Source organism: Streptomyces olindensis, from assembly GCF_040645895.1.
In the GTDB taxonomy this organism is placed as follows: Bacteria; Actinomycetota; Actinomycetes; order Streptomycetales; family Streptomycetaceae; genus Streptomyces; species Streptomyces olindensis.
The window spans coordinates 1-25,537 of sequence record NZ_JBEYZD010000068.1; the positions used below are offsets into that span (position 1 = coordinate 1).

Consider the following 25,537-nt stretch of genomic DNA (forward strand, 5'->3'; position numbering starts at 1 on the left):
ACCGTCCCTGTGTGGGACGGTGCCCCCCGGGCCTGGTGAGTGAGGGGGCGGGGCCGGGGGCGGGACCGGTGGCGGGCTACTCGTTCTCGTCGGGCAGGACGTCGTCGTCCTCCACCACGTGGACCGCCGCCTCCTCGGCGCCGGCCGCTCCGCCGTCGATGCCCACGTCGGACGCGACGGTCTCCTTCGTGGTGTCGGGGTGGGCGCCCTCGTCCGGGGCGACCAGGCGGCCGGCGCGGGCGGTGCCCGCCTCGGGGTCCACCGGTTCGCCGTCGCCGTCGGGGGTGTCGCCCACACCGTCCCCGGCCGGTTCGGCGGACACGTCGGGGACCTCCTGGGACAGCCGTTCGTCGAGGGTCTCGCCCTCGTGCTGCTCGGCGGCGGTGGTACCGCGCTTGGTGACGCCCAGGGGCTTCTCCGGCGGGGAGTAGCCCTCGTCGAGGGTGTCGTCGTAGGTCCGCTCGTCGACGGCGTCCTGCAGGTCCAGCGGCGCGGCGTCCTCCTGCTCCTCGTTGCTCCCGGTGGGCTGGTACGCGTCGTCCGCCATCGGTTCGGGGCGCATCGGTTCCGTGCCCATCACTTCTGCCTCCCTGTCGCGCTGCGTCGACTCGTCGGTCTCAGGTGCCCGTTCCGCGTTTCCCGTTACGCGGGCTCTAACCTCGGCCGGCGCCGGCCCATGACCAAGAGCGGTCAAAACCCGTGGCCGTCGCGGAGATTACCCACCAGTCAATCTTGAAAGCTCAAGGAGTGGGACTATCATCACTCGCACACTCGGTGTGACCGACTGCCGACTCAGGGCAGCGCGGTAACCACCGATGCCTTTCACGACCCTGCCCCGAGGCCACCCTCCTCGGTTCGGGGACCACTCCACCCCCCACTCCCCCACGCCGTGGGGACGGCATGCCCGCTCCCTCGTCGTGCACAAGTGAAAGCAGCGCATCCATGAGCATCAGCAGGGGCAGAGGGCTGCAGGCCAACGTCCTCGGCACGTTCGACACCGTGGTGATGGCGGTCGCGGGCAGCGCCCCGGCCTACTCGCTGGCCGCGACCACCGCCGTCCTGGTCGGCGCGGTGGGGCTGGCCAGCCCGGCCGCCCTGCTGTACTGCGCGATACCCATGCTGGGCATCGCGCTGGCGTTCAGCTACCTCAGCCGGATCGACGTCAACGCGGGCGCCAGCTACTCGTGGGTGGGGCGCACACTCCATCCCTTCCTGGGCTTCATCAGCGGCTGGGCGCTGGTGATATCGGCGACGATCTTCATGGTGGCCGGTTCGCTGCCCGCCGGTTCGATGACGCTCGCGCTCTTCGACGAGCGACTCGCCGAGAACACCGCGCTGTCCACGGTGGTCGGCGCGGCCTGGTTCCTGGTCATGCTGGGCGTGGTGCTCGGCGGGGCGCGGCTCACCGTCCGGGCGCAGCTGATCATGTCGGGCGTGGAGCTCGTCATCCTGGCGCTCTTCGCGGTCCTGGCCTTCTTCCACACCGGCAACGCCCGCGCCTTCGACTGGTCCTGGCTCGGCTTCTCCCACTTCGACGGCATGGCGGGCTTCGCGTCGGGCGCGCTCATCGCCGCGTTCTACTACTGGGGCTGGGACGTCACCAGCAACCTCAGCGAGGAGACCCGCAACAGCCGCCGCACCACGGGCCTCGCGGGGCTGATCGGGGTGGGCATCGTCTTCCTGCTGTTCGAGGTGTTCACCATCGCGGTGAACGTGATCCTGTCCTCGAAGCAGATCGAGGAGAACGACGCGAACGTGCTGGCGGTGCTCGGCGAGGAGGTCTGGCCGGGCTGGGGCGGCAAGCTGCTGATCGTGGCCGTGATGCTGTCCACCATCGCCACGCTGGAGACCACCCTCATCCAGGTCACGCGCTCGCTGTTCGCGATGGGCCGGGACCGGACGATGCCGTCCGCGCTGGGCCGGGTGCACCGCAGGTGGAACACCCCCTGGGTGGCGATCGTGGTGGTCGGGGCGGTGGCGCTGCTGATGTTCGTCGCGTCCAACGCGCTGGGCACGGTGGGCGACATCCTCTCCGACGCCATCTCGGCGATCGGGCTGCAGATCGCCGTCTACTACGGGCTCGCCGGGCTCGCGGTGGTCGTCGCCTACCGGAAGATGCTGCTGAAGTCCCCGGCGAACTTCCTCTTCGGCGGGCTGTGGCCGCTGCTCGGCGCGCTGTTCATGTTCTGGGTGTTCGTGGAGTCGCTGGGCGAGCTGAGCAGCGCCGCGATCACGATCGGCGTCGGTGGGCTCGCCGTGGGGCTGATCCCGATGCTCTGGTACTGGCGGCAGGGCAGCGACTACTACCGGCCCGCGAAGCTGGACGCCTCGCGCGCGGTCGAGACGGACTACGTCCCCGACGAACCCACGGGCTCGCACGCCCGTGTCCACGAGGGCCTCTCCACCGACTTCTGAGGAGGACCCGATGGCGCGACGCAGCCTCAGGCGCGGTTTCACTCCCGACTTCGACCCCGACTGCGGGGACACCGACCTCACCACCGCCCGTCAGGACGTCGTCATCGGCCGCTGGCAGGGGCTGCGGGACCTGCTGGACGCCACCGGCCGTGACTGGCCGGCCCGGGGGCACCGGATCCGGCTGCTCGCCCAGGCCTGCGCGGCCAGTTCGACCGTGGAGTCCTGGCTGGCCGCCGAGCCCGGCAGCGCCGACGCGCTGGTGCTGCGGGCGGCGACCGAGACGGCCCGGGCGTTCAACCTGGCCATCGCGGCGGGGCGGGGCGTGCCGATCGACCGGCACCGCGTGGACACGGCCGTGACGGCCTGCCTGGCGGCCGCTCAGGCGTACCCGGAGGATCCCACGCCGTGGGTGTCGCTGATCTCGGTGGCGCGGCTGTACCCGTCGGGGGTGCGACGGCAGGAACTCGGGCGCTGGTGGGACGAGTTGCACCGGCGCGACCCGTACAGCGTCGAGGGGCATCTGCAGGTGCTGCACTACTACTCGGCGCGCTGGCACGGCTCCCACGGTCTGATGTACGACTTCGCCCGGGACGCGGCCGGGGTGGCACCGCCCGGCTGCGCGCTGCCGGTGCTGGTGCAGTACGCCCGGGTCGAGGAGTACCGCTTCGCCCTGGACGCGGCCGGGGGCACGCACTCCGCGGTGGGTCTCTCGCAGCACTGGAACCACGACGGTGCGGTGAGCGACGTACGGCGGACCTGGCAGCGCTGGGTCATGAGCCGGACGGCGAGCACGATCCAGCCGGGCGAACTGCGTGACTTCAACCACCTGGCGCACGCGGCCTGTTCCGCCGGTGTCCGGGACATCGCGGGCATGCTGCTGGGCATGCTGGGGACCCGCGCGACGCGCACTCCGTGGTCGTACACGGGCGAGCCGGAACGGCAGATCAGCAAGTGGCGCAAGGACCTGCGGGTGGTGGGGTGAGCCCCCGGTCGTACACTGCGCGTCAGGGAGGGTGCCATGGCTGATCAGGAGTCGTACGGTGACGTGATCCGGCGGGCGAAGCGCGCGGAGCGGGCCGGCTGGACCGCCATCGGATGCGTGTCGGGGCTGCTCGCCCTCGCCCTGGCCGCGTTGGTCGCCGGCCTGCTGGTGATCGCTGTCGCCGCCTGGTTCGTCGCCGTGGCCGTCAGGTGACGCCGCTCTCCGGCCGGGCCGGGCCCGCCGACCACTTCTCCTCGATGCGTCCGGCCTTCCACACCAGCAGCGCCACCGCCCACGTCAGGAAGAACAGGGCGACGACGACGTAGCCGAGGACGTTGAGGTCGAGGCCGGAGATCCAGTCCCAGAAGGGTCCGTGCAGGCCGAGTCCCCCGGCGAGGAGGCCGAGGAGTTCGACCGTGCCGATGAGGAGGGCCACGACGACGGACAGGCCGGTGATCGTGAGGTTGTAGTAGACCTTGCGGACCGGCTTGGAGAACGCCCAGCCGTAGGCGAAGTTCATGAACGAGCCGTCGACGGTGTCCAGGAGGCACATTCCGGCGGCGAACAGCACGGGCAGGCACAGGATGGCGTACCAGGGCAGGCCGGACGCGGCGCCGTCGCCGGCCAGGACGAGGAGGGCGATCTCGGTGGCGGTGTCGAAGCCGAGGCCGAACAGCAGGCCCAGCGGGTACATCTGCCAGGGCCGGGACACCGACTTCATGACGCGTCCCAGCAGGCGGTTCATGAAGCCGCGGCTGTCGAGCTGCTCCTCCAGGGCCGCCTCGTCGTAGTGGCCCGAGCGCATGGCCCGGAACACCTTCCAGATGCCCACGAGGATGACGAGGTTGACGGCCGCGATGAGGTAGAGGAACGTCCCGGAGACGGTCGTGCCGATCAGGCCGGTGACGTCGTGCAGCGCGGAGCCGTCGTCGCGGACCGGCCCGGCCAGGGCCTTCACGCCGAGGGTGAGGAGGAAGGCCAGGGCGAAGACCACGCTGGAGTGGCCGAGGGAGAACCAGAAGCCGACCGACAGTGGCCGCTGCCCCTCCCCCATCAGCTTGCGGGTGGTGTTGTCGATGGCGGCGATGTGGTCCGCGTCGAAGGCGTGCCGCATGCCCAGCGTGTACGCGGTCACGCCGATGCCGATGCCGAAGGTCCGGGTGCCGATGGCGTGGTGCTCGGGGGCGACGATCGCGACGAGGACGAACCAGCCGATCACGTGCAGGGCCACGATGAACGCGGCCATCCCCCCGACCCTGGTCCACTCCCGCCGCGTCATGGAGGTGCGGACGCGGTGCCGGGCCGTGCGCGGGGCGGGGGCCGGGGCGGGGAGGGGCGGAGTGGACTCAGGGGCGGCCGTCATCGGGGGGAGGGTCTTTCTGTCGGACGGACGGCTGCGGTGAACAGCCTCGTGTCATCCTCCGGCACCTGCAAGTGATGTGCAGTAAAGCCCGTGACAGGTCTTGCCCATGGAACCGAAAACTCCGGAGCCGACAACTCCGGAGCCGACAACTCCGGAGCCGACGACTCCGGAGCCGACGACTCCGGAGCCGAGAACTCCGGAGCCGGGCCTGAGAACGGGTCACACCCCGGCGTTCGGTCCGTCCGGCCGGCCGCGGCGCTGCTCGACCATCTCCCGGCTGAGTTCCTCCGTCTCCGCCTCGGACAGCCGCTCGAAGCCGTCCTCGGTGATGACGGACACGACCGGGTAGATGCGGCGCGTGAGGTCGGGGCCGCCGGTCGCGGAGTCGTCGTCGGCCGCGTCGTAGAGCGCCTGCAGCGCCGCCAGGGCCGCCTCGCGCCGGGACAGGCCGGGGCGGAACAGCTTCTTCAGCGCGCCCCTGGCGTACGGCGAGCCGGACCCCTCGGCGTGGAACCCGTACTTCTCGTAGCGGCCGCCGGCGACGTCGAAGCCGAAGATGCGGCCCCGCCCGCCCTCGGGAGCGGCGGGATCGTAGCCGGCGAGCAGCGGGACGACGGCGAGGCCCTGCATGGCCTGGCCCAGGTTGTTGCGGATCATGGTGGCCAGCCGGGTCGCCTTCGCGGCGAGGGTCATGGGGATGCCCTCGATCTTCTCGAAGTGGTTCAGCTCGACCTGATAGAGCTTCACCAGGTCCAGCGCGAGCCCGACGGAGCCGGCGAAGGCGACCGCGGTGTGGTCGTCGGCGGGGTGCACCTTCTCCAGGTCCCGCTGCGCGATCAGGTTGCCCATCGTCGCCCGCCGGTCCCCCGCGATGAGCACGCCGTCGCCGTAGGTGAGGGCCAGCACAGTCGTGCCGTGCGGGGCGCCCTCGGCGCGGACGCCGTCCGGGAGCACCCGGCGGGTGCTCAGCAACTCGGGGCGGTGGGCCGCCAGGAACTCCGTGAAGGACGAGGAGCCCGGAGTGAAGAACTCCTCCCCCAGCCGCCCCGCGTGGTCGCCCGACGCCATGCCGTTCCCCCCTCGTTGTGGACCGTCAAGCGAGTCCTACCTGAACGGGGTGGACGGGAAACGCGGGCGAGGTCACGGTGCCCCGGGGGACGCCGACGGTGCCACGCGCACGTCCAGGTCCGAGATCCGGTGGACGGGCCAGGTGCGGGCGTAGCCGGGCGGGGTGCCGCCGGCCGGTGCGAGGTGGGCGACCGGGAGGCGCCGTGCGGTGCGCAGGATGTCACCGGAGGTGGTGTTCTCGTTGTGGCCGGCGGTCGCGCCCGAGGAGCAGCCGGTGTAGTAGCCGATCGGGATGGCCTCGTGCCCGGTGAGCAGGCAGGGCGGGCGGACGCCGAGGCGGTGCAGTTCCCCGGCGGTGCGGTCCCAGTCGCGGCGGTTGTCGATGTTGCGGGTCACGGTGCTTTCCAGGACGGCGACCTGCGCCGCCAGATGCCCCGCCAGGCCGAGGGCGACCAGCGCGGCGGCCACCGGGCGCCACTTCCCGCCGGGCGACTTGACCAGGTGCCACAGGGCGTCGGCGACCGGGATCGCGAGCAGGGCGTAGGCGGGCTGGAGGAAGCGGGGCGCGGCGTAGCCGATCATGAACAGGTAGGGCAGGGCGGCCATGGCGGCGCAGGCCAGCGGGACCAGGGTCCGCCCCAGGCGCCGGGCCCGGGCCGCGACGACCAGGCCGAGGCCGGCCAGCACGGGCAGGAGGAACCACCAGACGGTGACCAGCGGGTGGGGCATCGAGCCGGTGCACGGCCGGCACAGGGCCCGGCCGCCGAGGCTGCGCAGCTGGTCGTCGACGGCGATCTGCCAGCCGAGTCCGCCCTGGATGCGCGAGGCCTCCGACAGCCGCTGCGCCAGGCCGCCGTGGGCCAGGTACGCCTCGATCACCCACGGGACGGCGCCCGCCGCGAGGCCCGCCACGAGGGCGAGGAACAGGCGCCAGTGGCGGCGGAGCAGCGCGATGGCGAACAGCGGCACGGTCACGTACACCGCGTCGGTGGGCCTCATCAACGCCATGAGCGCGGCGCCCGCGGCGACGCCCCACAGGGCCACCGGGGCGGAACGTGCCTCCCGGGCTCGCAGGAAGCAGCCCACGCTGACCAGGGCGCCGATCGCGACCCAGTAGTTGGGCATGGCCTGCGGGCCGTAGAAGAGGGTCACCCACAGGGAGGCGAAGAGGGCGCCGCCGACGACCAGGACACGGGTCGGGAACAGGCCCCGCCAGCAGCGCAGGGCCAGGTAGAGGGCGAGGCCGGAGAGCAGGGCGAGGTAGACGCGCAGCAGCGGGACGGACGACGACCAGGACGCCACGGGCGCCACGAGCAGCGAGACACCCCGGGAGCGGGGGGCGCTGAAGAAGGCCGCCGGGGTGTGGGAGGTGACCTGGCTGACGTAGACGACCTCGTCCCAGCCGAGGCCCAGCACCGGCCGGACGAGGGCGAGTTGCGCGAGGGTGAAGACGCCGGCCAGCACGGCGAGCGGCCGGTCGACGCGCCGCTTGGGCACCGTCCCCGTCGCGCCGGTCTGCTCGCGTCTTCGCCTCCGGACGAGGATGGCGTTCCCGCCGTCGGCCATCGTCCACTCCTTTCCCTACGCGCCGTAGGGCCGCTGCGACCTCCCACCCGTCGGACTGAAAGCCGGATGATCGGAAAACAGATGATCGGAAACACGGCCAAGCTAACCCGCGGGGTGGGGCGATGCAGGGTGGAATACGGCCAAGTGAGTGACCTGAAACCGCCTGGTCAGTGAGTGTTCGGGGCCCGGTGCGGGGGCTGGTCCGGGGCCGGGCGCGGCACCGGCGGGGAGACGGGCCGGGTGACGGGGGCGTCCTGGCCCACCGTCAGCTCGGTGCCGTGGTGACGGATGGTCAGGGGCGGTCCGGAGCGCAGGGTGTACGTGGCCCGGCCGGCGGTCAGCTCCACGCGCAGGCACCGGCCGAGGAACCCGACCGTGAAGGCCAGCCGGCTGTACCGCTCGGGCAGGCGCGGGGCGAACCCCAGGGTTCCGTCGGTGCACCGCATGCCGCCGAACCCGGCGACCAGCGCCGTCCAGGTGCCGGCCAGCGAGGCGATGTGCAGTCCGTCGCGGGTGTTGTGCTCCAGGTCGCCGAGGTCCATCAGCGCGGCCTCGGCCGTGTAGGCGCAGGCCAGGTCGAGGTGGCCGGTCCGGGCGGCCATGACGGCCTGGACGCAGGCGGACAGGGAGGAGTCCCGCACGGTCAGCGGCTCGTAGTAGGCGAAGTTGCGGGCGATCTGCTCCTCGTCGAAATACTCCTCGAAGAAGCTGCCGCAGGTGTACATCGCCAGCACCAGGTCCGCCTGCTTGATCACCTGCTTGCGGTACAGGTCGAAGTAGGGGAAGTGCAGCATCAGCGGGTACTGGTCCGGGCCCGTGTGCTCGAAGTCCCAGCGCTGGTAGCGGGTGAAGCCGGCGTGCTGTTCGTGCACGCCCAGTTCGTCGTTGTAAGGGATGTGCACGGCCTCGGCGGCGTCCCGCCACGCGGCGCGCTCCTCCTCGTCGGCGCCGAGCCGTGCCGCCTCGTCGGGGTGGCGTTTGCAGGCGTCGGCGGCGGCCAGCAGGTTCGCCCGGGCCATGAGGTTGGTGTAGGTGTTGTCGTCGGCGATCGCGCTGTACTCGTCGGGGCCGGTGACGCCGTCGATGTGGAAGACGCCGCGGTCGTCGTGGTGGCCGAGGGAGCGCCACAGGCGGGCGGTCTCCACCAGCAGCTCCACGCCGACCTCGCGTTCGAAGTCCTCGTCGCCGGTGACCGCCACGTAGCGCACCACGGCGTCCGCGATGTCGGCGCCCACGTGGAAGGCCGCCGTGCCGGCCGGCCAGTAGGCGGAGCCCTCCGAGCCCTCGATGGTGCGCCAGGGGAACGCGGCGCCGCGCAGGCCGAGCTGGGCCGCGCGCTCCCGGGCGGCGGGCAGGGTGTCGAGGCGCCAGCGCAGGGCCTCGGCGGCGGCGTCCGGCGCGGTGTGGGTGAGCAGCGGCAGGACGAACGCCTCGGTGTCCCAGAAGGCGTGGCCGTCGTAGCCGGAGCCGGTGAGCCCCTTGGCGGGGATGGCGCGCTGCTCGGCGCGGGCCCCGGCCTGCAGGACGTGGAACAGGGCGAAGCGGACGGCCTGCTGGATCTCCTCGTCGCCGTCGATCTCGACGTCGGCGCGCGTCCAGAAGTCGTCGAGGTAGGCCCGCTGGTCCTTCAGCAGTCCCCACCAGCCGCTGTGCGCGGCCGCCGCCAGCGCGGCCTCGACCTGGTCGCTCATCGCGGGCCGGGAGCGGGCGCCGGACCAGCCGTGCGCGACCAGTTTCTCCACCCGCAGCCGCTCCCCCGGCTCCAGGACGGAGGTGATGGTGAGCCGGGCGACGTCGACGTTGCTCTCGCTGCTCGTGGTGGTCCGCTCGGGGCCCGTCACGGTGTGGTCGGCGGCGACGGCGACCCGGAGGCCGCTGCGGCGGGTGCGGTGGACCAGGCGCAGCCTGCTGCCCGAGGCGAGGTCCTCCTCCGGCTCCAGCGGCGACTTCAGCGCCCGGGCCGCGCGCGGGTCGCCGTCCGGCTCGGGCAGGCTCTCGTTGGCGACCAGCTCCGACTGGACGACCACCCGGGTCCGGCTGTCGACGGGCTCCACCTCGTAGGCCACGGCCGCTATCGCCCGCTGGGTCAGGGAGACCAGCCGCGTGGAGCGCACCCGGACGGTGGAGCCGGCCGGTGAGGTCCACTCGCAGACCCGCTCCAGCACGCCCCGGCGCAGGTCGAGGGTCCGCTCGTGGGCGACGAGCCGCCCGTAGCGCAGGTCGAAGGGCTCGTCGTCGACGAGGAGGCGCAGCACCTTGCCGTTGGTGACGTTGATCGACGTCTGGCCGGACTCCGGGTAGCCGTAGCCGGCCTCGGCGTACGGCAGCGGGTGCAGTTCGTGGACGCCGTTGAGGTAGGAGCCGGGCAGGCCGTGGGGTTCGCCCTCGTCGAGGTTGCCGCGCCAGCCGACGTGGCCGTTGGACAGGGCGAACACGGACTCGCTCTGGGCCAGGACGTCCAGGTTGAGCTCCGTCTCGCGCACGGTCCAGGGTTCGACGCCGTACGCCCGCTGTGCGATCACTTCGTCTCCCCCAGTTCGGCGAGGTCCCGCACCACGATGTCGGCGCCGTGCGCGTACAGGGCGTCGGTCTGCCCCACGCGGTCGACCCCGACGACGTATCCGAAACGGCCCGCGCGGCCCGCGTCCATGCCGGCGAGGGCGTCCTCGAAGACGGCGCACCGGGCCGGTTCGACGCCGAGGTCCTCGGCGGCGGCGAGGAAGGTGTCGGGGTGCGGTTTGCCGGGCAGCTCGCGCTCGGCGGCGACCACGCCGTCGATCCGCACGTCGAAGAAGTGCTCGGCGCCGATCGAGCGCAGCACGTCGCGGCAGTTGGCGCTGGAGGAGACGATCGCGGTGCTCAGGCCCTGGGCGCGGACCACCTCCAGATAGCGCAGGGTGCCCTCGTAGGCCTCGACGCCCTCGGTGCGGATCTTCTCCAGGACCAGCTCGTTCTTGCGGTTGCCGAGGCCGTGCACCGTCTCGGCGCCGGGTGGGTCGTCCGGGTCGCCGTCGGGCAGGTCGATGCCGCGGGAGGCGAGGAAGGTGCGCACGCCGTCGGCGCGCGGCCGGCCGTCGACGTACTCGTCGTAGTCGGCCGCCTCGAACGGCCGGAAGTCCTCGCCGTCCCGTTCGCGCAGGAAGGCGTCGAACATCTCCTTCCAGGCGGCCGCGTGCACGACGGCCGTCCTGGTGACGACGCCGTCGAGGTCGAAGAGGCAGGCGTGGATGTCGTCGGGAAGACCGAGCTGCGTCATACAGGTCCGGTTCCCAGAGCGGGCACGTCCAGTGAGTGGCGCACGCCACACTCACCGCTACGGGGCAGTTCAGTCGTGCGGGAAGGAGTGGTGCTCGTGCGCCACCAGCCAGCGGCCGTGTTCCTTGCGCAGGCCGAACGTCAGGCGCAGGCGCAGGGTGGGCCGTTCGGCCAGCTCCTCGGGTGTGCCGCAGCGCAGCAGGGCGTGCGCGTAGGCGGTGTCGGTGCCGGCGGTGACGTCGAGGGTGTCGATCTCGAAGCGCGCGCCCTGGGCCTGCCACTCGAAGAACGGCGGCCACGCGGCGCGGTAGGCGGCCAGTCCGTGGATGCCCTCGTGGGGCGGCGGGACGTCGTACATGACGAGGTCCTCTGCGTGGTCGGCGAGGACACCGTCGAGGTCGCCCCGGTGGACCGAGTCGGCCCAGTGGGTGATCAGTGCGCGGATCCGTGTTTCGTCGTCGGACACGGTACGGCTCTCCTTTCTCCCCCCGTGCCGGACGGTCCTGGGCGCAGGGTGACACACTCGGCTGTGTGCCGCTCACCTTCGACGACCTCGTCCGCCGTGCCCGTGCCCTCCCGCGGGGCGGCCGGCGCGCGATCCTCGGCATCGCCGGCAGCCCGGGCGCGGGCAAGTCGACGCTCGCCGAGCACCTGGTGCGGGAGCTGAACGGGGGCGGCGATCCCTGGGTGGCGCACGTCCCGATGGACGGCTTCCATCTCGCCGACGCCGAGCTGGAGCGGCTCGGCCGCCGGGACCGCAAGGGCGCGCCCGACACCTTCGACGCGGCCGGGTACGCGGCGCTGCTCGCCCGGCTGCGCGCGGAGGCGGACGACGACACCGTCTACGCGCCCGGCTTCGAGCGCGTCCTGGAGCAGCCGATCGCGGGGGCGATCCCGGTCCCGCCGACGGTCCGGCTGGTCGTCACCGAGGGCAACTACCTCCTGCTGGAGACCGGCGCCTGGGCCCGGGTCCGTCCCCGTCTCGACGAGGTGTGGTTCTGTGAACTGCCGGAGCCGGAGCGCGTCCGCCGTCTGGTCGCCCGGCACGAGCGGTTCGGCAAGTCCCACCGGCACGCGGTGGAGTGGGTGCTGCGCTCGGACCAGCGCAACGCCGAGCTGGTCGCCGCGACCCGGGACCGCGCGGACCTGGTGGTGCCGGGGCAGGCGCTGCCGGACCGTTTCCCGTCCGCACGCGATGAGGCAGGATCGACCGCATGATCAGGTCCGCCACCGTGGAAGACGTCCCCGAGATCCGGGCGATGATCCGTGAACTCGCCGCGTACGAACGGGCCGTGGAGCAGGCCCGGGCCACCGAGGAGCAGCTGCGCGAGGCGCTGTTCGGTACGCACCCGGCCGCGTTCGCGCTGATCGCCGAGGACGACGCGACGGGCCAGGTCGTGGGGTACGCCCTGTGGTTCCCGCGCTTCTCGACCTGGACGGGGACGCGGGGCATGCATCTGGAGGACCTTTACGTACGCCCCGCGGCGCGCGGTGGAGGACACGGCAGGGCGCTGCTCGCGTCCCTCGCCGCGCTCTGCCGGCGCCACGGCTACGACCGGTTCGAATGGTGGGTGCTGGACTGGAACGAACCGGCGATCGGCTTCTACACGTCGCTCGGCGCCCAGTTCCTGGACGAGTGGAAGGTCTGCCGGCTCAGCGGCGGACCTCTCGGGGACCTCGCGGCCCAGGCACCCGCGGGCGACGTGTAGCGCGGCGGGCTTCCGACCCGGCGGCCCGCGGGTGGGTGGCCCTCAGGCGGACAGGGTCAGTTCGGGTTCCGCGTGGGCGTCGCCCGCCGGGTCGCCGATCACTGCCGTGAAGGCCTCGGTGCGGACCCGCAGGGCCGTCCCCTCGCGCCCGAACGCCGGTGTGAAGTCCTCGTCGCCCGGGCCGTAGCGGACCGCGAAGACGTGCAGGTCCTCGGGCGCGCCGGGGGCCGGGGCGGCCTCCAGGGCGGTGGAGGCGACCAGGTGGCGCCAGCCCTCGTCGGGGTTGCCGTAGCCGCGGGGGTCGGCGGCCAGGGCGAAGGCGGCCTCCTCCTGGGTGACGGAGGCGCGGGCGTCGAAGTGGTGCGGGTCGCCGGGGGCCGGGTGGGTCAGGCGGAGGGCGCCGGCCGCCGTGGCCCGGTGTTCGGCGGTCCTGCGGACCCGGTCGCCGTCGTCGGCGGCGTAGGGCAGGCCGGCGAGCAGGTACGGCGTGCCCGGGAGGCGTTCCACCGCGACCGTCGTCCACAGGGTCGTGCCGTCCGTGACGTACAGGGACCGCACGTGGCGCAGGACGTGGTCGCGGCCGACGACGGGCTTGGTGACCAGCTTGGCCGTCAGGCCGCCCGCGGTCACGTCCCGGACGCGGACCTCGCCCATCGGGCGGCACAGCAGGAAGCCGTCGACGACCGGGCCGAAGCCGTGCTGCCGGTTGACGGCCGCCGGCAGGTAGTACGTGCCGGCCGCCTCGATGAGCGACGGGGTCATGCGGGTGTCGAAGGCCACCGACACCGAGCCCGCGCGCAGCTGGTGGCGGGCGGGAGCGGTCGACGGGGTGCGGTGCCAGCGCGTGGTGTCCTGGATCTGCCAGACCAGCATCCACGCGAAGTGGCCGTCGACGCCGCCGTCCGCCTTGCACGCGTACCGCGCCCAGCGGCTGTCGCCCCGGTAGCGGCCGAGGTCGGAGCCGATGCGGGCGCCGAAGTAGCGCAGGCCCAGCACCGACTCGAAGGCGGAGTGCTGCTCGCTGTAGCGCGGGCCGCCGTTGTCGAAGCCGCCGCCGGTGACGCGGGCGTCGATGTAGCGGGCGAGCGCGTCGCCGTCCTCGGCGAAGACCTCCTCCCCGCTGACCCGGTGGGCCTGGGCGAGGAAGGACAGGGAGATCGGGCCGTAGTTGTTGTCGTAGGCGCCGCCGTGCTCGGGCGGCAGGAGGGCACCTCGGTCGGCGACGCGGTGGGCGCGGATCTCGTCCTCGTAGAGCCGCAGGGCCGCCCGCCGCACCGTCTCGCCCTCGGCGGGCGGCAGGTGCCGGGCCAGCATCAGTCCGCCGACGACGCAGCCGATCGCCTGGTTGCCGGCCTCCTGCGGGTTGAAGAACGTCACCTCCGTCAGCCAGCGCCAGTAGCCGTGGGCCACCTCCAGCAGTTCCGCGCGCTGTCGGTCGTCGACGAGGCCGTCCGCCGCGTCGAGCACGTTGACCGCCTGGAGGAGCGCCCACACCGTGCTCGGCCAGTCGCCGATGGGGTGGGCGCCGGCCTCCAGGGTGTAGCGGGCGTACGGGAGACCGGAGTCGCGTACCTTCAGGTTCGGGTAGCCCGGGTTGTCGTCGGTGTACACCCGCTCACGCAGGTGGAACGCGAGGCTGCGGCCGACCGCCTCCGGCAGCCTCGGGTCCTTCCCGCGCTGCCAGGCCAGCGCGAGGAGCGAGGTGATGCCGAGCGAGGTGTCGCCGATGTCGTCGGCGCAGTCGGGGTGTTCGAGGTTGCCCTCGGGCGTGAGGCGCGCGAGGGCCTGCTCGGTGACGTCGGCGAGCACGGCGTCGTAAGCCTCGGGAGAGTCCGGCAGGTCGTGCAACGGGCCGAGCTGGCGAGGGAGGTGCAAGGAGATCAGCCCTTCATGCCTGAGAGGTGGCGCGCAGTGTGAGGGTCAGTGTCTGCGGTCCGTGCCCACCGAGGTAGACGCGGTTTCCGGTCGTCGCGTCGGTGCCGCCGGCCACGGTGTAGTCCTGCCCGGGGTCGTACCGCAGGACGTCGCCGCGGTCCGGGCCGACGAGGGGTTCGCCCGCCTCGACGGCGGCCTCGACCCGGATCTCGTCGTCGCCGACACGGTAGGTCATCGGCTCGGTCGTCAGGCACCAGCGTCCGTCTCCGAGCGGTACGGCGCCCTGCGGCTCGCCGCCCGGCCGGAAGGTGAGCTCGAGGCACCAGGGCACCGGTGGTCCGCTGATGTCGATCCACAGGTCGGCGCCGTCGTCGCGGAGGTCCACCTCGACGCGGATCGCGTGGGAGAACTCGTCCTGCGGCCGGTCCGGGAAGGCCATCGCCGCGGAGAAGCGGCCCTCGTCCACCAGGCGGTAGGCGCCGTCGTCGCGCCTCAGGTCCTTCGGGAGCGGCTGGTAGTAGGCGGCTGCGAGGGTCTGGGTGAGGCGGTACCGGTTGCCGGAGAGCCGTTCCACGCCGGCGGCGCGGAACGGGCCCAGGTCGAAGAAGACCCGCGAGAGACGGACCGCGTCGAGGACGGCGTCACCGGCGAACAGGCGCAGAAAGGTGGGGTTGCAGGCGAGGCCCGAGCGGATGCGCCGGTGCTCGGGCACGTCGGAGCCGCCGTACACCACGGTGTGGGCGGTGGCCGAGGCGCGTGCGGCCAGGTGTGCGGTGCTGATGTACCGGTCGCGCGGGAGCTTCTCCGCGTCCGGGGCCGGCAGGGCGCGGCACAGATCCGGGGTGAGGAGGGTCTGGGCGAGCAGGCCGGGGTCGTCGATGCCGTCGGTGGCCGCCAGGCGGGCCGCGCGGGCGAAGTCGCCCCGGCCGGTGCGGATCGCGAACAGCCGGTAGTGCGGCAGGTAGGGCCACAGCGGGAACGAAAGCCTCTGGTCCTGGCGGCGCGAGTGGACGGTCTCCACCGTGCCGTCCGGCCTGATCAGGTCCAGGGTCGTGGTGAGGTTGCGTTCGACGGCGTCCAGCAGGTCGCTGCGCCCGAGCACCTCGGCCAGCAACAGCAGCGACGGGTTGGTCACGAGGGACGCGTAGACGGCACTGCGTTCCGAGTACAGGCCCTCCGTGTCGATGTCGACGCCCTCGGCGAGCCACTCCTCGGCGCGGGCGAGCAGCCGGTCGTCGGGGAACGACCGGTGCACACGGGCGAGCGCCGCGCTCAGCTCCCAGCGGTGGTTCGGGGTGTGCACGCCACCGGTCAGGAGACTGGCGGTGGCGGCGCCGGCGATCTCGGCGAGCGCGGCCGTCACCTCGCCCAGTTCCGGTCCCGCGCCGGCGGCGAGGACGTACGCGTCGCACACGTCGTTGACGGTGAACGCGGAGTCGGGCGGTGACTGGACGTTGTCGCCGCCCGCGAAGAGACCGGAGGGCGTCTGCACGGCCCGCAGGGCGCGGAGGTGGGTCATCGCCGCGGCGACCGCCTGTCCGCTGCCGTACAGTGCCGAGTCCGGGGAACGGTAGGCCGCTGTCAGGGTTTTCACCCGCCCCGCCAGACCACGGTGCTGCACACCGACGGGTTCCTCGTCGGGGGCGGCGGCCAGCGGGACGGCCGTCCGGTCGGCGGCGCGGGCCACCGACCGGAGGAACTCCTGGTCGAGCGGGACGGGCAAGGTCAGTCCTTCAGGCCGGCGTTGATGTCGGCGTTCATGACGTACTTCTGGAACACCAGGAAGACGACGATCAGCGGAATCATGGAGATGACCGAACCGCCGAGCAGCACCGACCAGTTGATGTTCTGCGCGCCGACGAGGCTCTGGATGCCGATCTGCACGGTGAACTTCTCGGGGTCGTTCAGCATCAGCAGCGGCCAGATGTAGTCGTTCCACCGCCACTGGAAGGACAGGATGGCGAGGGTCAGCATGATGGGCCGGGAGATCGGCACCATGATCCGCAGGAAGATCGACAGTTCACGGGCGCCGTCGATGCGGGCGGCCTCGATGAGCTCGTCGGGGACCGTCAGGAAGAACTGGCGGAACATGAAGCAGCCGGTCGCGGTGAGCAGGGCCGGGAGGATGATGCCGGCGAGCGAGTTGTACAGGCCGAGGTCGCGGACCACCAGGAACAGCGGGGCGAGCATGACCTCGCCCGGCAGCATGGTGGTGGCCAGGATGCCGACGAAGAAGGCCTTGAGCCACTTGTTGTCGTACTTGGCCAGCGCGTACCCGGTGCAGCAGCTGACCCCGACGGTGAGGATCGTCGCGATCACGCACACGATGGCCGTGTTGATGAAGTACTGGGAGAAGTTGGCGCTGTCCCACGCCGCCTCGTAGCCCGACACGGTGGGGTTGTGCGGGAACAGGGTCAGCGGAAGGGAGAACAGGTCGCCGGCCGGCTTGAAGGAGCTGAGGACGAACCACAGCACCGGCAGCGCGTAGACGGCCGCCAGGACCCACAGCAGGGTCGTCGCGGGCACCGCGCGCCGCAGCCCGCCGTCACTCCCGCCCCGGGGCCTCTTCTTGGAGACGGCCCGTACGGAACCGGTGTCGACCTTGCGCGGCATGTCTGTGGTTGTCATCGGTTCTCCACCCGCCGGTTGACCATCATCTGGATGATCGCGACGACCATCAGGATGAGCATGAGCACGAACGACGCGGCGCTCGCGTAGCCGATCTGGCCCGTCTTGAAGCCGGTCTGGTAGATGTACTGGACGAGCAGGTTGTTCGACGTTCCGGGTCCGCCGTTGTTGAGAGAGGCGAACAGCGGATACTCCTTCATCGCGTGGATCGTGTTGAGCAGGATGACGATGAAGGACGTGGGCGCGATGCTCGGCAGCGTGATGCTGATGAACTGGCGCCACGGACCGGCGCCGTCGAGCGCGGCCGCCTCGTAGTACGAGGTCGGCACGTTCTTGATCGCCGCGATGAACAGCAGCATGGAGAAGCCCGTCCAGGCCCAGGACGCCGCCACCACGACCACGATCAGCGACAGGTCCGCGTTCGACTGCCACGGGACGGCGCTGCCGCCGACCTTCTCGATGAGGTAGTTGACCAGTCCGAAGTTCTCACCGAACAGCCACCGCCACAGGACACCCACGACGATGGGTGACAGCAGCCACGGGATGAAGAAGAAGACACGGGCGACCGACACGCCCTTGGCGTGCTTGCTCACCAGCACGTTGGCGATGAGCAGGGAGAACACGAAGTTCAGCGGGACGAAGAGCACGGTGTACAGCAGCGTCCGGGTCAGCGCGTCGAAGAAGGTGGAGTCTCCGAACAGGCGGCTGTAGTTGTCCACTCCGATGAACTGGAACGCCCCCACGCCCGTGTAGTTCGTGAAGGAGTAGACGAGCCCGATCACCGCCGGCCAGAGGAAGAACAGCGCGAAGAGCACGGCGTTGGCCGCGATGAGGACGAGCGGCGCAAGGGTGTACTTACTGCGGCTCCTGGGCGGGCTCGCGGACACGTCCGGGGCGCGTTTGGTCATCTTCCTGACTCCGTGCTGGTGGAATGGGTTCCTGTGGGCTCAGGCCATGAGCCCGGCGTCGGACAGGCCCCGGGCCGGGCGGCGGCGTCTCGACCCCGCCGCCCGGGCCCCGAAGGCCTGCGGTCAGCCGCCGACCTGCTGGTTGTAGCCGGCCACGATGTTGTCCAGGGCCTTGTCGGCCGACTGCTGGCCGTTGATCGCCTTGCCGAGCTCCGTCTTGGTCGGGTCCTCGGTGAGGCTCTTGCCCTTCAGCACCCAGTTCGTCTGCGCGGTGTTGAAGTAGCCGGAGATGGGGGCGTAGAGCGGGATCGACTCGTTGTAGAGCTTGAACGCCGCCTGCGCCGCCTCCGACTTGAAGGGGTACTTCGGGTTCAGGCCGCTCTCGACGGGCAGGAAGCCGGACGTCTCGCACAGGACCTGGTAGTGGGCCGGCTCGTACAGCCAGGACAGGAACTTCTTCGCGGCGGCGGCCGCGTCGGCGTTGTTGTTGAAGCCCACCGTCATGCCGCCGCTGTTGACGTCACTGGCCTGCACCGGCTGGGCGGGGGTCGGGACGCTCGCCCACTCGAACTTCTTGATGCTGTCCGCGAAGGCGGCGACCTGCCACACGCCGGACCAGTAGGCGACGACGTCACCGCTCTGGAACATGGCGGACGGGTCGGCGCCGCTGGTCCACACCGACTTCGGCATGATCTTGTCGTCGTTCCAGCCGACGAAGGTGTTCACGGCCTTCTTGGTGGCCGCGTCCACCGAGAACTTGCCGGAGGAGTCCGCGTGGACGTACTTCCCGCCCATCTCGTACACCATGGCGCGGAGCCGGGACGGCGACTGGTCGAAGGTCAGCGAGTACTTGGCGCCGGTCTTCTCCCGGACCGTGTTCGCCGCCTTGATGAACTCGGTCCAGGTCCAGGTCTTCTCGGGCGAGGTCGGGAAGGAGACGCCGGCCTTCTCGAACAGCGACTTGTTGATGAACATGCCGGACGCGGTGACGTCCGAGGGGATGGACAGCACCTTCCCGGACGAGTCCTTGGCCACGAAGTTGGCGTTGATCTTGTTGGACTTCTTGTTGGCGATGTCGCTGAGGTCGATCAGCTTGTTCGACCAGATCGGGTCCAGCGCCGGGACGGCCGCCACGTCGGGCAGAGAGTTCGCCTGCGCGGCGTTGTGCAGCTTGGTGGCGTAGCCGTCGTAGGGGATGTTGACGAGCTTGACCTTGACGCCGGTCTCCTCCTTGTACTGCGCCACCATCTTCTTCCAGCCCGCGTCCTGCCCCGGAACCGTGGAGATCCAGAACGTCAGCGACTTGGAGGTCCCGCCCGAGCCGGAGTCCGATCCGCAGGCGGTGAGCAGGAGGGCACCCGCCGTGGCCACGGCGGCGAGGGGGACAACGCGGCGTATGCCGCCGCGGCCGAGCCGGCGGGAGCGCCGTACACCCAGACTGGTCATCTTCGATCCCTTTTCTTCGTAGCGGAAGAAGCACGGCGCCAGCCGAGGCGGCACAGGTGCATATTGCAGGAGATTTCGCTTTCCGGGGGCACGGCCTCGCCCGGCCGCGTCGCCCTGACGGGTGGGGTCCCCGGCCATGACGGCCGTCGTCGCACGAGCACGCCCTCGTGCGGCTGCCGTACTTCGCGTACGGGCGGGAGGCTCACCTGGAGTCGGCGTCCCGGCCGACTCAGAAAGCGCTTGTCCGGACATTGGCAGACCGATGACGCAGCCGTCAATGCTTCGCCCGCACAGCTCCGGTCACGGTTTGGATTCCATGGGCGACCGCGAGCCTGCTGGCGCCCGCCACGGTGCCGGTGTCGCCCACCACGCTGCTGACGACCTCGGTGGGCCAGCTCAGCCGGGCCAGCTCGGCGCGCACACCGGGCAGGAGCTGCGGATCCGCGCCGGTACCGCCGCCGAGCACGATCAGGCCGGGGTCCAGCACGGCGGCCACGGCGGCGGCCAGTCGGCCGACGTCGGCGGCGTGCGAGCCGACCACGGCACGGGCCGTGGCATGCCCCTGCCCGGAGAGGGCGAGGAGCCGCTCCGCGGTGCGCGGGCGGGGCCCGTCGCCCTCCTGCCAGGCCTCGGCGGCCCGGCGGAGCAGGGTGCGCGAGCCCATGCGCTGCTCCAGGCCCTCGTGGCGCGGGGCGCGGTCGTCGTCCCAGGGGTAGGGCAGGCGTGCCACCTCACCGGCGGCGCCGTTCGCGCCGCGCAGCACCCGGCCGCCGATGACGACGGCGAGACCGATGCCGACGCCGATGCGCAGGTAGCCGAAGGTGTCCCGGCCGAGGGCGGCACCCTCGTGCAGTTCGGCGAGGGCGGCGCAGTTGACGTTGTTCTCCAGGTGGACGGGGACGCCGTCCGGCAGGGCGACGGCCATGGCGTCGAAGACGGGGCCGGCCTTGGCGGTCGCGGGGCGCTCCCCGGCGCCCTCCCGGTCGCGGATGGTGACGTCACCGACGGCGACGACGACGGCCCGCAGCGGGGCCCCCGGGGGCAGCGCGTCGAGGACCTTGCGGACGGTGTCGGCCGCCTCCGGCCGGGAGCCGGTGCCCTCGGCGAGCAGGCTGCCGTCCAGGGCGCAGGCGCGCACCCGCGTCTGGGCGGGCCCCAGGTCGACCGCGAGCACGGCGCCGGCGGCCGGTCCCAGCCGGTACACGGCGGCGCTGCGGCCGGTGGAGCCGGAGGCACGCCCGGAGTGGGCGGCGAGCTCCACGGCCTCCAGTTCGGCCACGGCGGTGGAGACGGTCGGTTTGGAAAGGCCCGCACCGGCCGCCAGCTGGGGTCGGGTGGCCGTGCCCGCCCCGGCCAGTACGTCGAACACCACACGGGCACTCTCACTCAGGTGCATGGTCTCCCCAGGTCGTGCTGCGGCCGAGCAGGGTGGCCGCAAGGGTGGCGCGGCACCGGGAATTCCGTGCCTCTTGACGCACCCTACTTCGTTAGTTAACTTCCTAACGAACTTCACGGTACTCGCCTGCCGTGGCCCGCAGAAGCCCGTCCCGGGGCTTCCCTACCTCTTCAACCGCCGTGGACCGGCGCACGGTTCGCCTGCCGTGCGACGTGTCCGCGCAACGACGAAAGAGGACCCGTGCAGGACTCCACGCCCTCCGTGGTCGGTATCGACGTGGGCGGCACCAAGACACAGCTGCGCGCCCGCGCGGGCGGCGGGACCGTCGCCGACCACGTCCGCAGCAGTACGGGCTGGCGGCCGCACGATTCCGGGGCCGCCGCCGACTGGCTGGCCGCGCTCGTCCACGACGCCCTGCCGCCGGGCACCCGTCCGTCCGCCGTCGCCGTGGGCGGTCACGCCTGCGAGACGCCGAGCCAGTGCGCGCGGATCCGGGCCGCGCTCCAGGAGCGGCTGGGGGTGCCCGCGCTGGTCGTGGGCGACGCCGAGCTGCTCGTCCCCGCCGCCGGGCTGGAGAAGGGCGTCGGCCTGGTGGCCGGCACCGGTTCGGTCGCGGTGGGACGGCTGCCCGACGGCGGCCCGGTCCAGGTCGGCGGCTGGGGCGCGGTCCTCGGCGACGAGGGCGGCGCGGCCGGACTCGTCCGCGAGGCCGCGCGGGCCGTCTGGGCGGCGCACGACCGCGGCGAGGAGCCCGACGCGCTGGCGGCCGGACTGGTCGAGGCGTTCGGTGTGGCCGAGGTGCCCGCGCTCGGCGCGGCGCTGGAGGCGGCCACGGACGTGTCCGCCGAGTGGGGCCGGCACTCACCGGTGGTGTTCGCCGCCGCCGAGGCCGGCTCGCCGCTCGCCCAGGATGTGATCGCCGACGGCGGCCGGGCGCTCGCCGCGCTCGTCGTCCGCCTCGCCGCCCGCGGGGTCGCGGTGGACGACGTGGTGGTGGCGGGCGGCACGGTGCTCGCCCAGCCCGCGCTGTACGAGGCGTTCACCCGCGCGCTCGCCGAAGCCCTGCCCGGAGCGCGGCCGCAGCCCCTGCGTGTGCCGCCGGTCGAGGGCGCGGTGGCGCTGGCCCGTTCCCTTCTGTGAGCCGGCGGCCGCCGTTCACCCTCCGGACACCGCCCCGTGGCCGGACCCTTCGCGAAGGGTCACGACACGGCCGTAGATCTTCGCTCGTCACCCCGGCCGCACGGCCGAAGCTCGCGCAGCAGTACCCCTTGGCAGAACTCAAGAGAGGCGCACTCATGCCGTCATCAGCCGGGCACCGCACCGCCGTCACCGTCGACCGGCGGGGCTTCCTGCGGACCTCCCTCGGGGCGTCGGCGGGCCTGCTCGCCGCACCGGCCTTCGTCACCTGGCTGGGCGCGGCGGACGCGAAGGCGGCCACGGGCCTCGCCGCGTTCGTCGACGACTACAAGTCCAACGTCCTGACGAACCAGACCCCCGAGACCAACGCGGTCGTCCGGATCCTGGGCGGCATGGCCGAGGTGTGGAAGACCGGCGACGCCTGGGACACCGGCCACGTCCTGGACCGCGAGGTGCTGCGCGCCAACATGCGCTACTGCGCCCGCGTCACCCGGACCCGCACCGAGGCCCAGGCGAAGGAGGCCTTCCTCTACGACCGCCAGCACCAGAGCTACGCCATGATCGCCGGTCTCGGGCCGCTCGCCGGGCTGTACAAGGCGGGCGCCAAGGCCGTCACGTCGATCACCAGCGCCCCGGACGGCACTCCCCCCGGCAAGATCAGCGACACCCTGCCCGCCGACGCCCCGGCCGGATCCGCCCTCGGGGCGGGCTCGTACGACTCGGAGCTGGGCAGGGTCGCGAAGCTGGTCGACACCGTGCGCGGCCCGTTCGCCTCGGGCAACCCGGCCAAGTTCGCCTTCCAGTACCCGCGCCCTTGGCGGATGAACGAGGACAGCGAGGTCGTCGACACCGGGGAGAAGGACGCCCTCGGCTACCCGGTGTACGACTCGCAGGTGGTCGTGGCCCCGCAGCTGCTGCGCCAGCGCTCCGAGAACGGGGAGGAGGACGGCGGCTTCCCCAGCGGCCACACCAACGCCTTCCACCTGGCCGCGCTGGCCTTCGCGTACGCGGTGCCCGAGCGGTTCCAGGAGCTGGTGACCCGCGCGTTCGAGCTGAGCCACACGCGGATCATGGCGGGCATGCACTCCACCGTCGACGTCATCGGCGGGCGGGTCATGGCCACCGCGCTGACCGCCGCGACGCTGGCCGACCCGGCGAACGCGGAGCTCAAGGCGGCGGCCCGCGCCCAGGCCCTCGCCTACTTCACACAGCGGACGGGCACCACGGCGGACACGCTGTACGCCTACGCCCACTCCGACGCCACCGACGCGTACGCCGACCGCGAGGCCAACGCCCGCGCGGTCGGACCCAGGCTGACGTACGTGCTGCCGCGCCGCGGCCGCAAGGACCCGCTCACCGTGCCCAAGGGCGCGGAGGTGCTGCTGGAGACGCGGCTGCCGTACCTGACGGCGGACCAGCGGCGCGAGGTGCTGCGGACGACGGCGCTGCCCTCCGGATACGTCCTGCTGGACGGCTTCGAGCAGTGGGGCCGCCTGAACCTGTTCGCCGCGGCGGACGGGTACGGCGCCTTCGACACCGACGTCGCCGTGACGCTGGACGCGGCGGCCGGGGGCTTCCACGCGGCCGACAGCTGGCGCAACGACATCGAGGGCGACGGCGGGCTGACCAAGCGCGGCACGGGCACGCTCACCCTCGCCGGCCACAACCGCTACCACGGCGGCACGGTCGTCGAGGCCGGCACGCTGGTCGCCGCGTCGCCCAACGCCCTGGGCCAGGGCGACGTCCGGGTGGCCGGCGGCACGCTCCGCGCGGACAAGGTGCTGCGGGTGCGCGGCTCGTACGTCCAGGAGGGCGACTCCACGCTGGAGCTGCTGCTGCGCAAGGACCACGGCCCGGCCCTCACCGTGAGCCGGCGGGTCCTGCTGGGCGGGGGCGGCGTGCTGTCGCTGCGGCTCGACCCCGAGCGTCCGCCGGTCGCCGGGACGACCGTCCCGGTGCTGTCGGCTCCGCACCTGCGCGGCCGCTTCGACCGGGTCGAGCTGGACTCGGCGACGCTGAAGGCCGTGCCGGTCCACACGGCTGACGGACTGTCGGTGCGACTCGTGCGGCGGTGACGCCCTGCGCGGCGGGGGCTGATGCACAGTGGGTCCATGAGGGACCTGCTCGCCCCCGCCGTTCCCCGGCCGGTTCCGCCTGCGTCCCGGGCACCGTCGGGGGCGGCGCGGCGGCCGGGCGGACGGTGGCCGGTGCGGCTCCTGGCCGCGCTGCTGCTCGCGCAGATGGCCTGCGCGATGGTCACGACCGCGGTGCGGCAGACGCCCACGATCGACGAACCGGTGTACGTGGGCGCCGCCGCCGAGTACGTCCACGAGCACCGGCTGCGGCTCAACCCCGAGCATCCGCCGCTCGGCAAGCTGGTCATCGGGGTGGGTGTCGCCCTCGCGGACCCGCACATCGACGCGTCCTACACCGGGGACCAGGGCCGGGTGGGGCGGCACCTGCTCTACGAGTCGGGCAACGATCCCTGGCGGCTGATGCTGTGGGCCCGCCTTCCGGTGATCGCGCTGACGTCGCTGTTCGGGCTGGTGGTGTTCGCCTTCGCCCGTGAACTGGCCGGTCGCGTGGGCGGCTTGGCCGCGCTCGCCCTGTACTGCCTCTCCCCCGACGTCATCGCCCACGGCTCCCTCGCCACGCTCGACGTGCCCGCCGCCGGGTTCGTGCTGACGTCGGCGTGGCTGGTGTGGCGGGCCCGGCGCGGGCCCCGGCTGTACCTGCCGCTCGCGGGGATCGCGCTGGGCGCCGCCGTGGCCACCAAGATGAGTACGTTGCCCGCCGTCGCGGTGCTGATGGTGCTGGCCGCGGTGTCGGTGTGGCGCGCCTGCGCGGGCGGCCGGCGCCTGGTGCGTGCGGTGGCCGGGGCGGGCGTGGTGGCCCTGGCCGCGATCGCGGTGGTGTGGGCCGTGTACCTGGTCGTCGATCCGCGGCTGCGCTGGACTCCGGAGCAGCATGTGCCCGTGGTGCACGGGGCGCGGGGTCTGCTCGTGCGCCTGCTGCCGTTCCCGGAGGCGTACCGGGACGGGATGCGCGTGCAGTTCGGGCTGGAGAACCGGCCGTGGCAGGGCTACCTGTTCGGCCGTCTCTACGACGGCTCCCTCTGGTACTACCTGCCGGCCGCGCTCCTGGTGAAGACGCCGCTGGGGGCGCTCGCGCTGTGGGTCGCCGGTGCCGTCGTGGTGGTGGCGGTACGGCGGCTGCGCCCCGCGGCACCGTACGTGCTGGCCGCTCCCGTGGTACTGCTGATGGCGGCCATGCAGGGGGCGCGCGACCTCGGCACCCGGTACGCCGTGTTCCTGCCGTTGTTCCTCGCGGTGGCGGCGGCGTGTGTGCTCGTGGTGCGGCGGTGGTGGGTGCCGGTCGCGGTGGCCGTGCTGGTGGCGTTCACCGGCGTCGGTTCGGTGCGGACGTACCCCTTTTATCTGCCCTACTCCAACGAGGCGTTCGGCGGACCGGGCAGGACGCGGGAGTGGCTGCACGACTCGAACGTGGACTGGGGGCAGGACCTCGGGCGACTCGCCGAGCGGCTGCGGGAGAGGTATGCCGGTGAACGGGTGTGGCTCGTCTACAAGGGCAGTGGAGTGCCGGGGTTCTACGGCATCAGGAGCGCCGACCCCCGCGGGGTGCCCGTCGCCGGTGTGCGCGGGCTGCTGGTGGTGTCGGACTCGGCTGCCGCGAAGGCCAGGGGGCGGCTGGCCGAACTGATCGGCGGCAGCCGCCCCGTGGACCACGTCGGGCACTCGATCACGATCTATCGCCGTTGAGCGTCCCGGA

General features: G+C 72.4%; 21 protein-coding genes. 8 read left to right on the forward strand and 13 right to left on the reverse strand.

The genetic code is table 11. The features are described from left to right. Nucleotides 1-76: 76 nt before the first annotated feature. Nucleotides 77-562, reverse strand: coding sequence for a DUF5709 domain-containing protein (locus tag ABZ948_RS32140; protein ID WP_359765548.1), 486 nt, complete (start codon nucleotides 560-562; stop codon nucleotides 77-79). A 380-nt stretch (nucleotides 563-942) separates the two neighbouring features. On the opposite strand from ABZ948_RS32140, the gene ABZ948_RS32145 reads away from it, so the two are divergent. Genes ABZ948_RS32145 through ABZ948_RS32155 form a run of 3 tightly spaced genes read left to right on the forward strand, consistent with a single transcriptional unit; the run spans nucleotide 943 to nucleotide 3,610 of the window. Beyond that, the gene (locus ABZ948_RS32145; protein WP_359765473.1) at nucleotides 943-2,415 is read left to right on the forward strand and encodes an APC family permease; all 1,473 of its coding nucleotides are present in this window, start codon (nucleotides 943-945) and stop codon (nucleotides 2,413-2,415) included. 10 nt (nucleotides 2,416-2,425) lie between these two features. Then, nucleotides 2,426-3,397 carry a hypothetical protein gene (locus tag ABZ948_RS32150; protein ID WP_359765475.1) on the forward strand — a complete coding sequence of 324 codons (972 nt, stop codon included), beginning with the start codon at nucleotides 2,426-2,428 and terminating at the stop codon, nucleotides 3,395-3,397. 36 nt (nucleotides 3,398-3,433) lie between these two features. Then, nucleotides 3,434-3,610, forward strand: a complete 177-nt coding sequence (locus ABZ948_RS32155) for a hypothetical protein (RefSeq protein ID WP_359765476.1) — start codon at nucleotides 3,434-3,436, stop codon at nucleotides 3,608-3,610. Here ABZ948_RS32155 and nicT read toward each other — a convergent pair. The 6 genes from nicT to ABZ948_RS32185 all read right to left on the reverse strand — a co-directional run bounded on the left by nicT (nucleotide 3,603) and on the right by ABZ948_RS32185 (nucleotide 11,115). Further along, nucleotides 3,603-4,760, reverse strand: coding sequence for a Nickel transporter NicT (gene nicT / locus ABZ948_RS32160; protein WP_359765478.1), 1,158 nt, complete (start codon nucleotides 4,758-4,760; stop codon nucleotides 3,603-3,605). The two genes, ABZ948_RS32155 and nicT, sit on opposite strands and share 8 nt — an antisense overlap. Nucleotides 4,761-4,979: 219 nt before the next feature. Next, a complete protein-coding gene (gene prcB, locus ABZ948_RS32165; RefSeq protein WP_359765480.1) occupies nucleotides 4,980-5,828 on the reverse strand; it encodes a proteasome subunit beta in 849 nt (282 codons plus the stop codon). Nucleotides 5,829-5,900: 72 nt separating this feature from the next. Continuing rightward, nucleotides 5,901-7,394, reverse strand: a complete 1,494-nt coding sequence (locus ABZ948_RS32170) for a hypothetical protein (RefSeq protein WP_359765482.1) — start codon at nucleotides 7,392-7,394, stop codon at nucleotides 5,901-5,903. 167 nt (nucleotides 7,395-7,561) lie between these two features. Then, on the reverse strand, nucleotides 7,562-9,916 hold the full coding sequence (locus ABZ948_RS32175) for a glycoside hydrolase family 65 protein (protein WP_359765484.1): 2,355 nt from the start codon (nucleotides 9,914-9,916) through the stop codon (nucleotides 7,562-7,564). After that, nucleotides 9,913-10,650 (reverse strand): HAD family hydrolase, encoded by a 738-nt coding sequence (locus tag ABZ948_RS32180; protein WP_359765486.1) that lies wholly within the window; start codon nucleotides 10,648-10,650, stop codon nucleotides 9,913-9,915. The genes ABZ948_RS32175 and ABZ948_RS32180 overlap by 4 nt, the downstream gene beginning before the upstream one ends. Nucleotides 10,651-10,719: 69 nt before the next feature. Further along, the gene (locus ABZ948_RS32185; RefSeq protein WP_037764058.1) at nucleotides 10,720-11,115 is read right to left on the reverse strand and encodes a YybH family protein; all 396 of its coding nucleotides are present in this window, start codon (nucleotides 11,113-11,115) and stop codon (nucleotides 10,720-10,722) included. Nucleotides 11,116-11,180: 65 nt separating this feature from the next. Here ABZ948_RS32185 and ABZ948_RS32190 point away from each other — a divergent pair, with 65 nt between their 5' ends. Both ABZ948_RS32190 and ABZ948_RS32195 read left to right on the forward strand, forming a co-directional pair. After that, nucleotides 11,181-11,867: a nucleoside/nucleotide kinase family protein gene (locus ABZ948_RS32190; protein WP_359765488.1), complete on the forward strand. Its 687-nt coding sequence runs from the start codon at nucleotides 11,181-11,183 to the stop codon at nucleotides 11,865-11,867. Next, entirely contained in the window at nucleotides 11,864-12,358 is a 495-nt protein-coding gene (locus tag ABZ948_RS32195; protein ID WP_359765490.1) for a GNAT family N-acetyltransferase, read from the forward strand. Before ABZ948_RS32190 ends, ABZ948_RS32195 begins: the two co-directional genes overlap by 4 nt. Nucleotides 12,359-12,400: 42 nt before the next feature. Here ABZ948_RS32195 and ABZ948_RS32200 read toward each other — a convergent pair whose 3' ends face one another. The 6 genes from ABZ948_RS32200 to ABZ948_RS32225 all read right to left on the reverse strand — a co-directional run bounded on the left by ABZ948_RS32200 (nucleotide 12,401) and on the right by ABZ948_RS32225 (nucleotide 20,611). Then, nucleotides 12,401-14,233 (reverse strand): hypothetical protein, encoded by a 1,833-nt coding sequence (locus tag ABZ948_RS32200; protein WP_359765492.1) that lies wholly within the window; start codon nucleotides 14,231-14,233, stop codon nucleotides 12,401-12,403. 13 nt (nucleotides 14,234-14,246) lie between these two features. Further along, complete coding sequence (locus ABZ948_RS32205) at nucleotides 14,247-15,956, reverse strand: hypothetical protein (RefSeq protein ID WP_359765494.1); 1,710 nt, start codon at nucleotides 15,954-15,956, stop codon at nucleotides 14,247-14,249. Between the two features lie 2 nt (nucleotides 15,957-15,958). Next, the gene (locus ABZ948_RS32210; RefSeq protein ID WP_359765496.1) at nucleotides 15,959-16,861 is read right to left on the reverse strand and encodes a carbohydrate ABC transporter permease; all 903 of its coding nucleotides are present in this window, start codon (nucleotides 16,859-16,861) and stop codon (nucleotides 15,959-15,961) included. Beyond that, on the reverse strand, nucleotides 16,858-17,769 hold the full coding sequence (locus ABZ948_RS32215; protein ID WP_359765498.1) for a carbohydrate ABC transporter permease: 912 nt from the start codon (nucleotides 17,767-17,769) through the stop codon (nucleotides 16,858-16,860). The genes ABZ948_RS32210 and ABZ948_RS32215 overlap by 4 nt, the downstream gene beginning before the upstream one ends. A gap of 123 nt (nucleotides 17,770-17,892) precedes the next feature. Next, complete coding sequence (locus ABZ948_RS32220; protein ID WP_359765500.1) at nucleotides 17,893-19,215, reverse strand: extracellular solute-binding protein; 1,323 nt, start codon at nucleotides 19,213-19,215, stop codon at nucleotides 17,893-17,895. A 274-nt stretch (nucleotides 19,216-19,489) separates the two neighbouring features. Then, nucleotides 19,490-20,611, reverse strand: a complete 1,122-nt coding sequence (locus ABZ948_RS32225) for an ROK family protein (protein WP_359765502.1) — start codon at nucleotides 20,609-20,611, stop codon at nucleotides 19,490-19,492. Between the two features lie 240 nt (nucleotides 20,612-20,851). On the opposite strand from ABZ948_RS32225, the gene ABZ948_RS32230 reads away from it, so the two are divergent. From ABZ948_RS32230 to ABZ948_RS32240, 3 genes are all read left to right on the forward strand, one after another. After that, nucleotides 20,852-21,751 carry an N-acetylglucosamine kinase gene (locus ABZ948_RS32230; RefSeq protein WP_359765504.1) on the forward strand — a complete coding sequence of 300 codons (900 nt, stop codon included), beginning with the start codon at nucleotides 20,852-20,854 and terminating at the stop codon, nucleotides 21,749-21,751. A 155-nt stretch (nucleotides 21,752-21,906) separates the two neighbouring features. Next, nucleotides 21,907-23,823: a phosphatase PAP2 family protein gene (locus tag ABZ948_RS32235; protein ID WP_359765506.1), complete on the forward strand. Its 1,917-nt coding sequence runs from the start codon at nucleotides 21,907-21,909 to the stop codon at nucleotides 23,821-23,823. 21 nt (nucleotides 23,824-23,844) lie between these two features. Continuing rightward, nucleotides 23,845-25,527: an ArnT family glycosyltransferase gene (locus tag ABZ948_RS32240; RefSeq protein ID WP_435857682.1), complete on the forward strand. Its 1,683-nt coding sequence runs from the start codon at nucleotides 23,845-23,847 to the stop codon at nucleotides 25,525-25,527. Nucleotides 25,528-25,537: the final 10 nt, after the last annotated feature.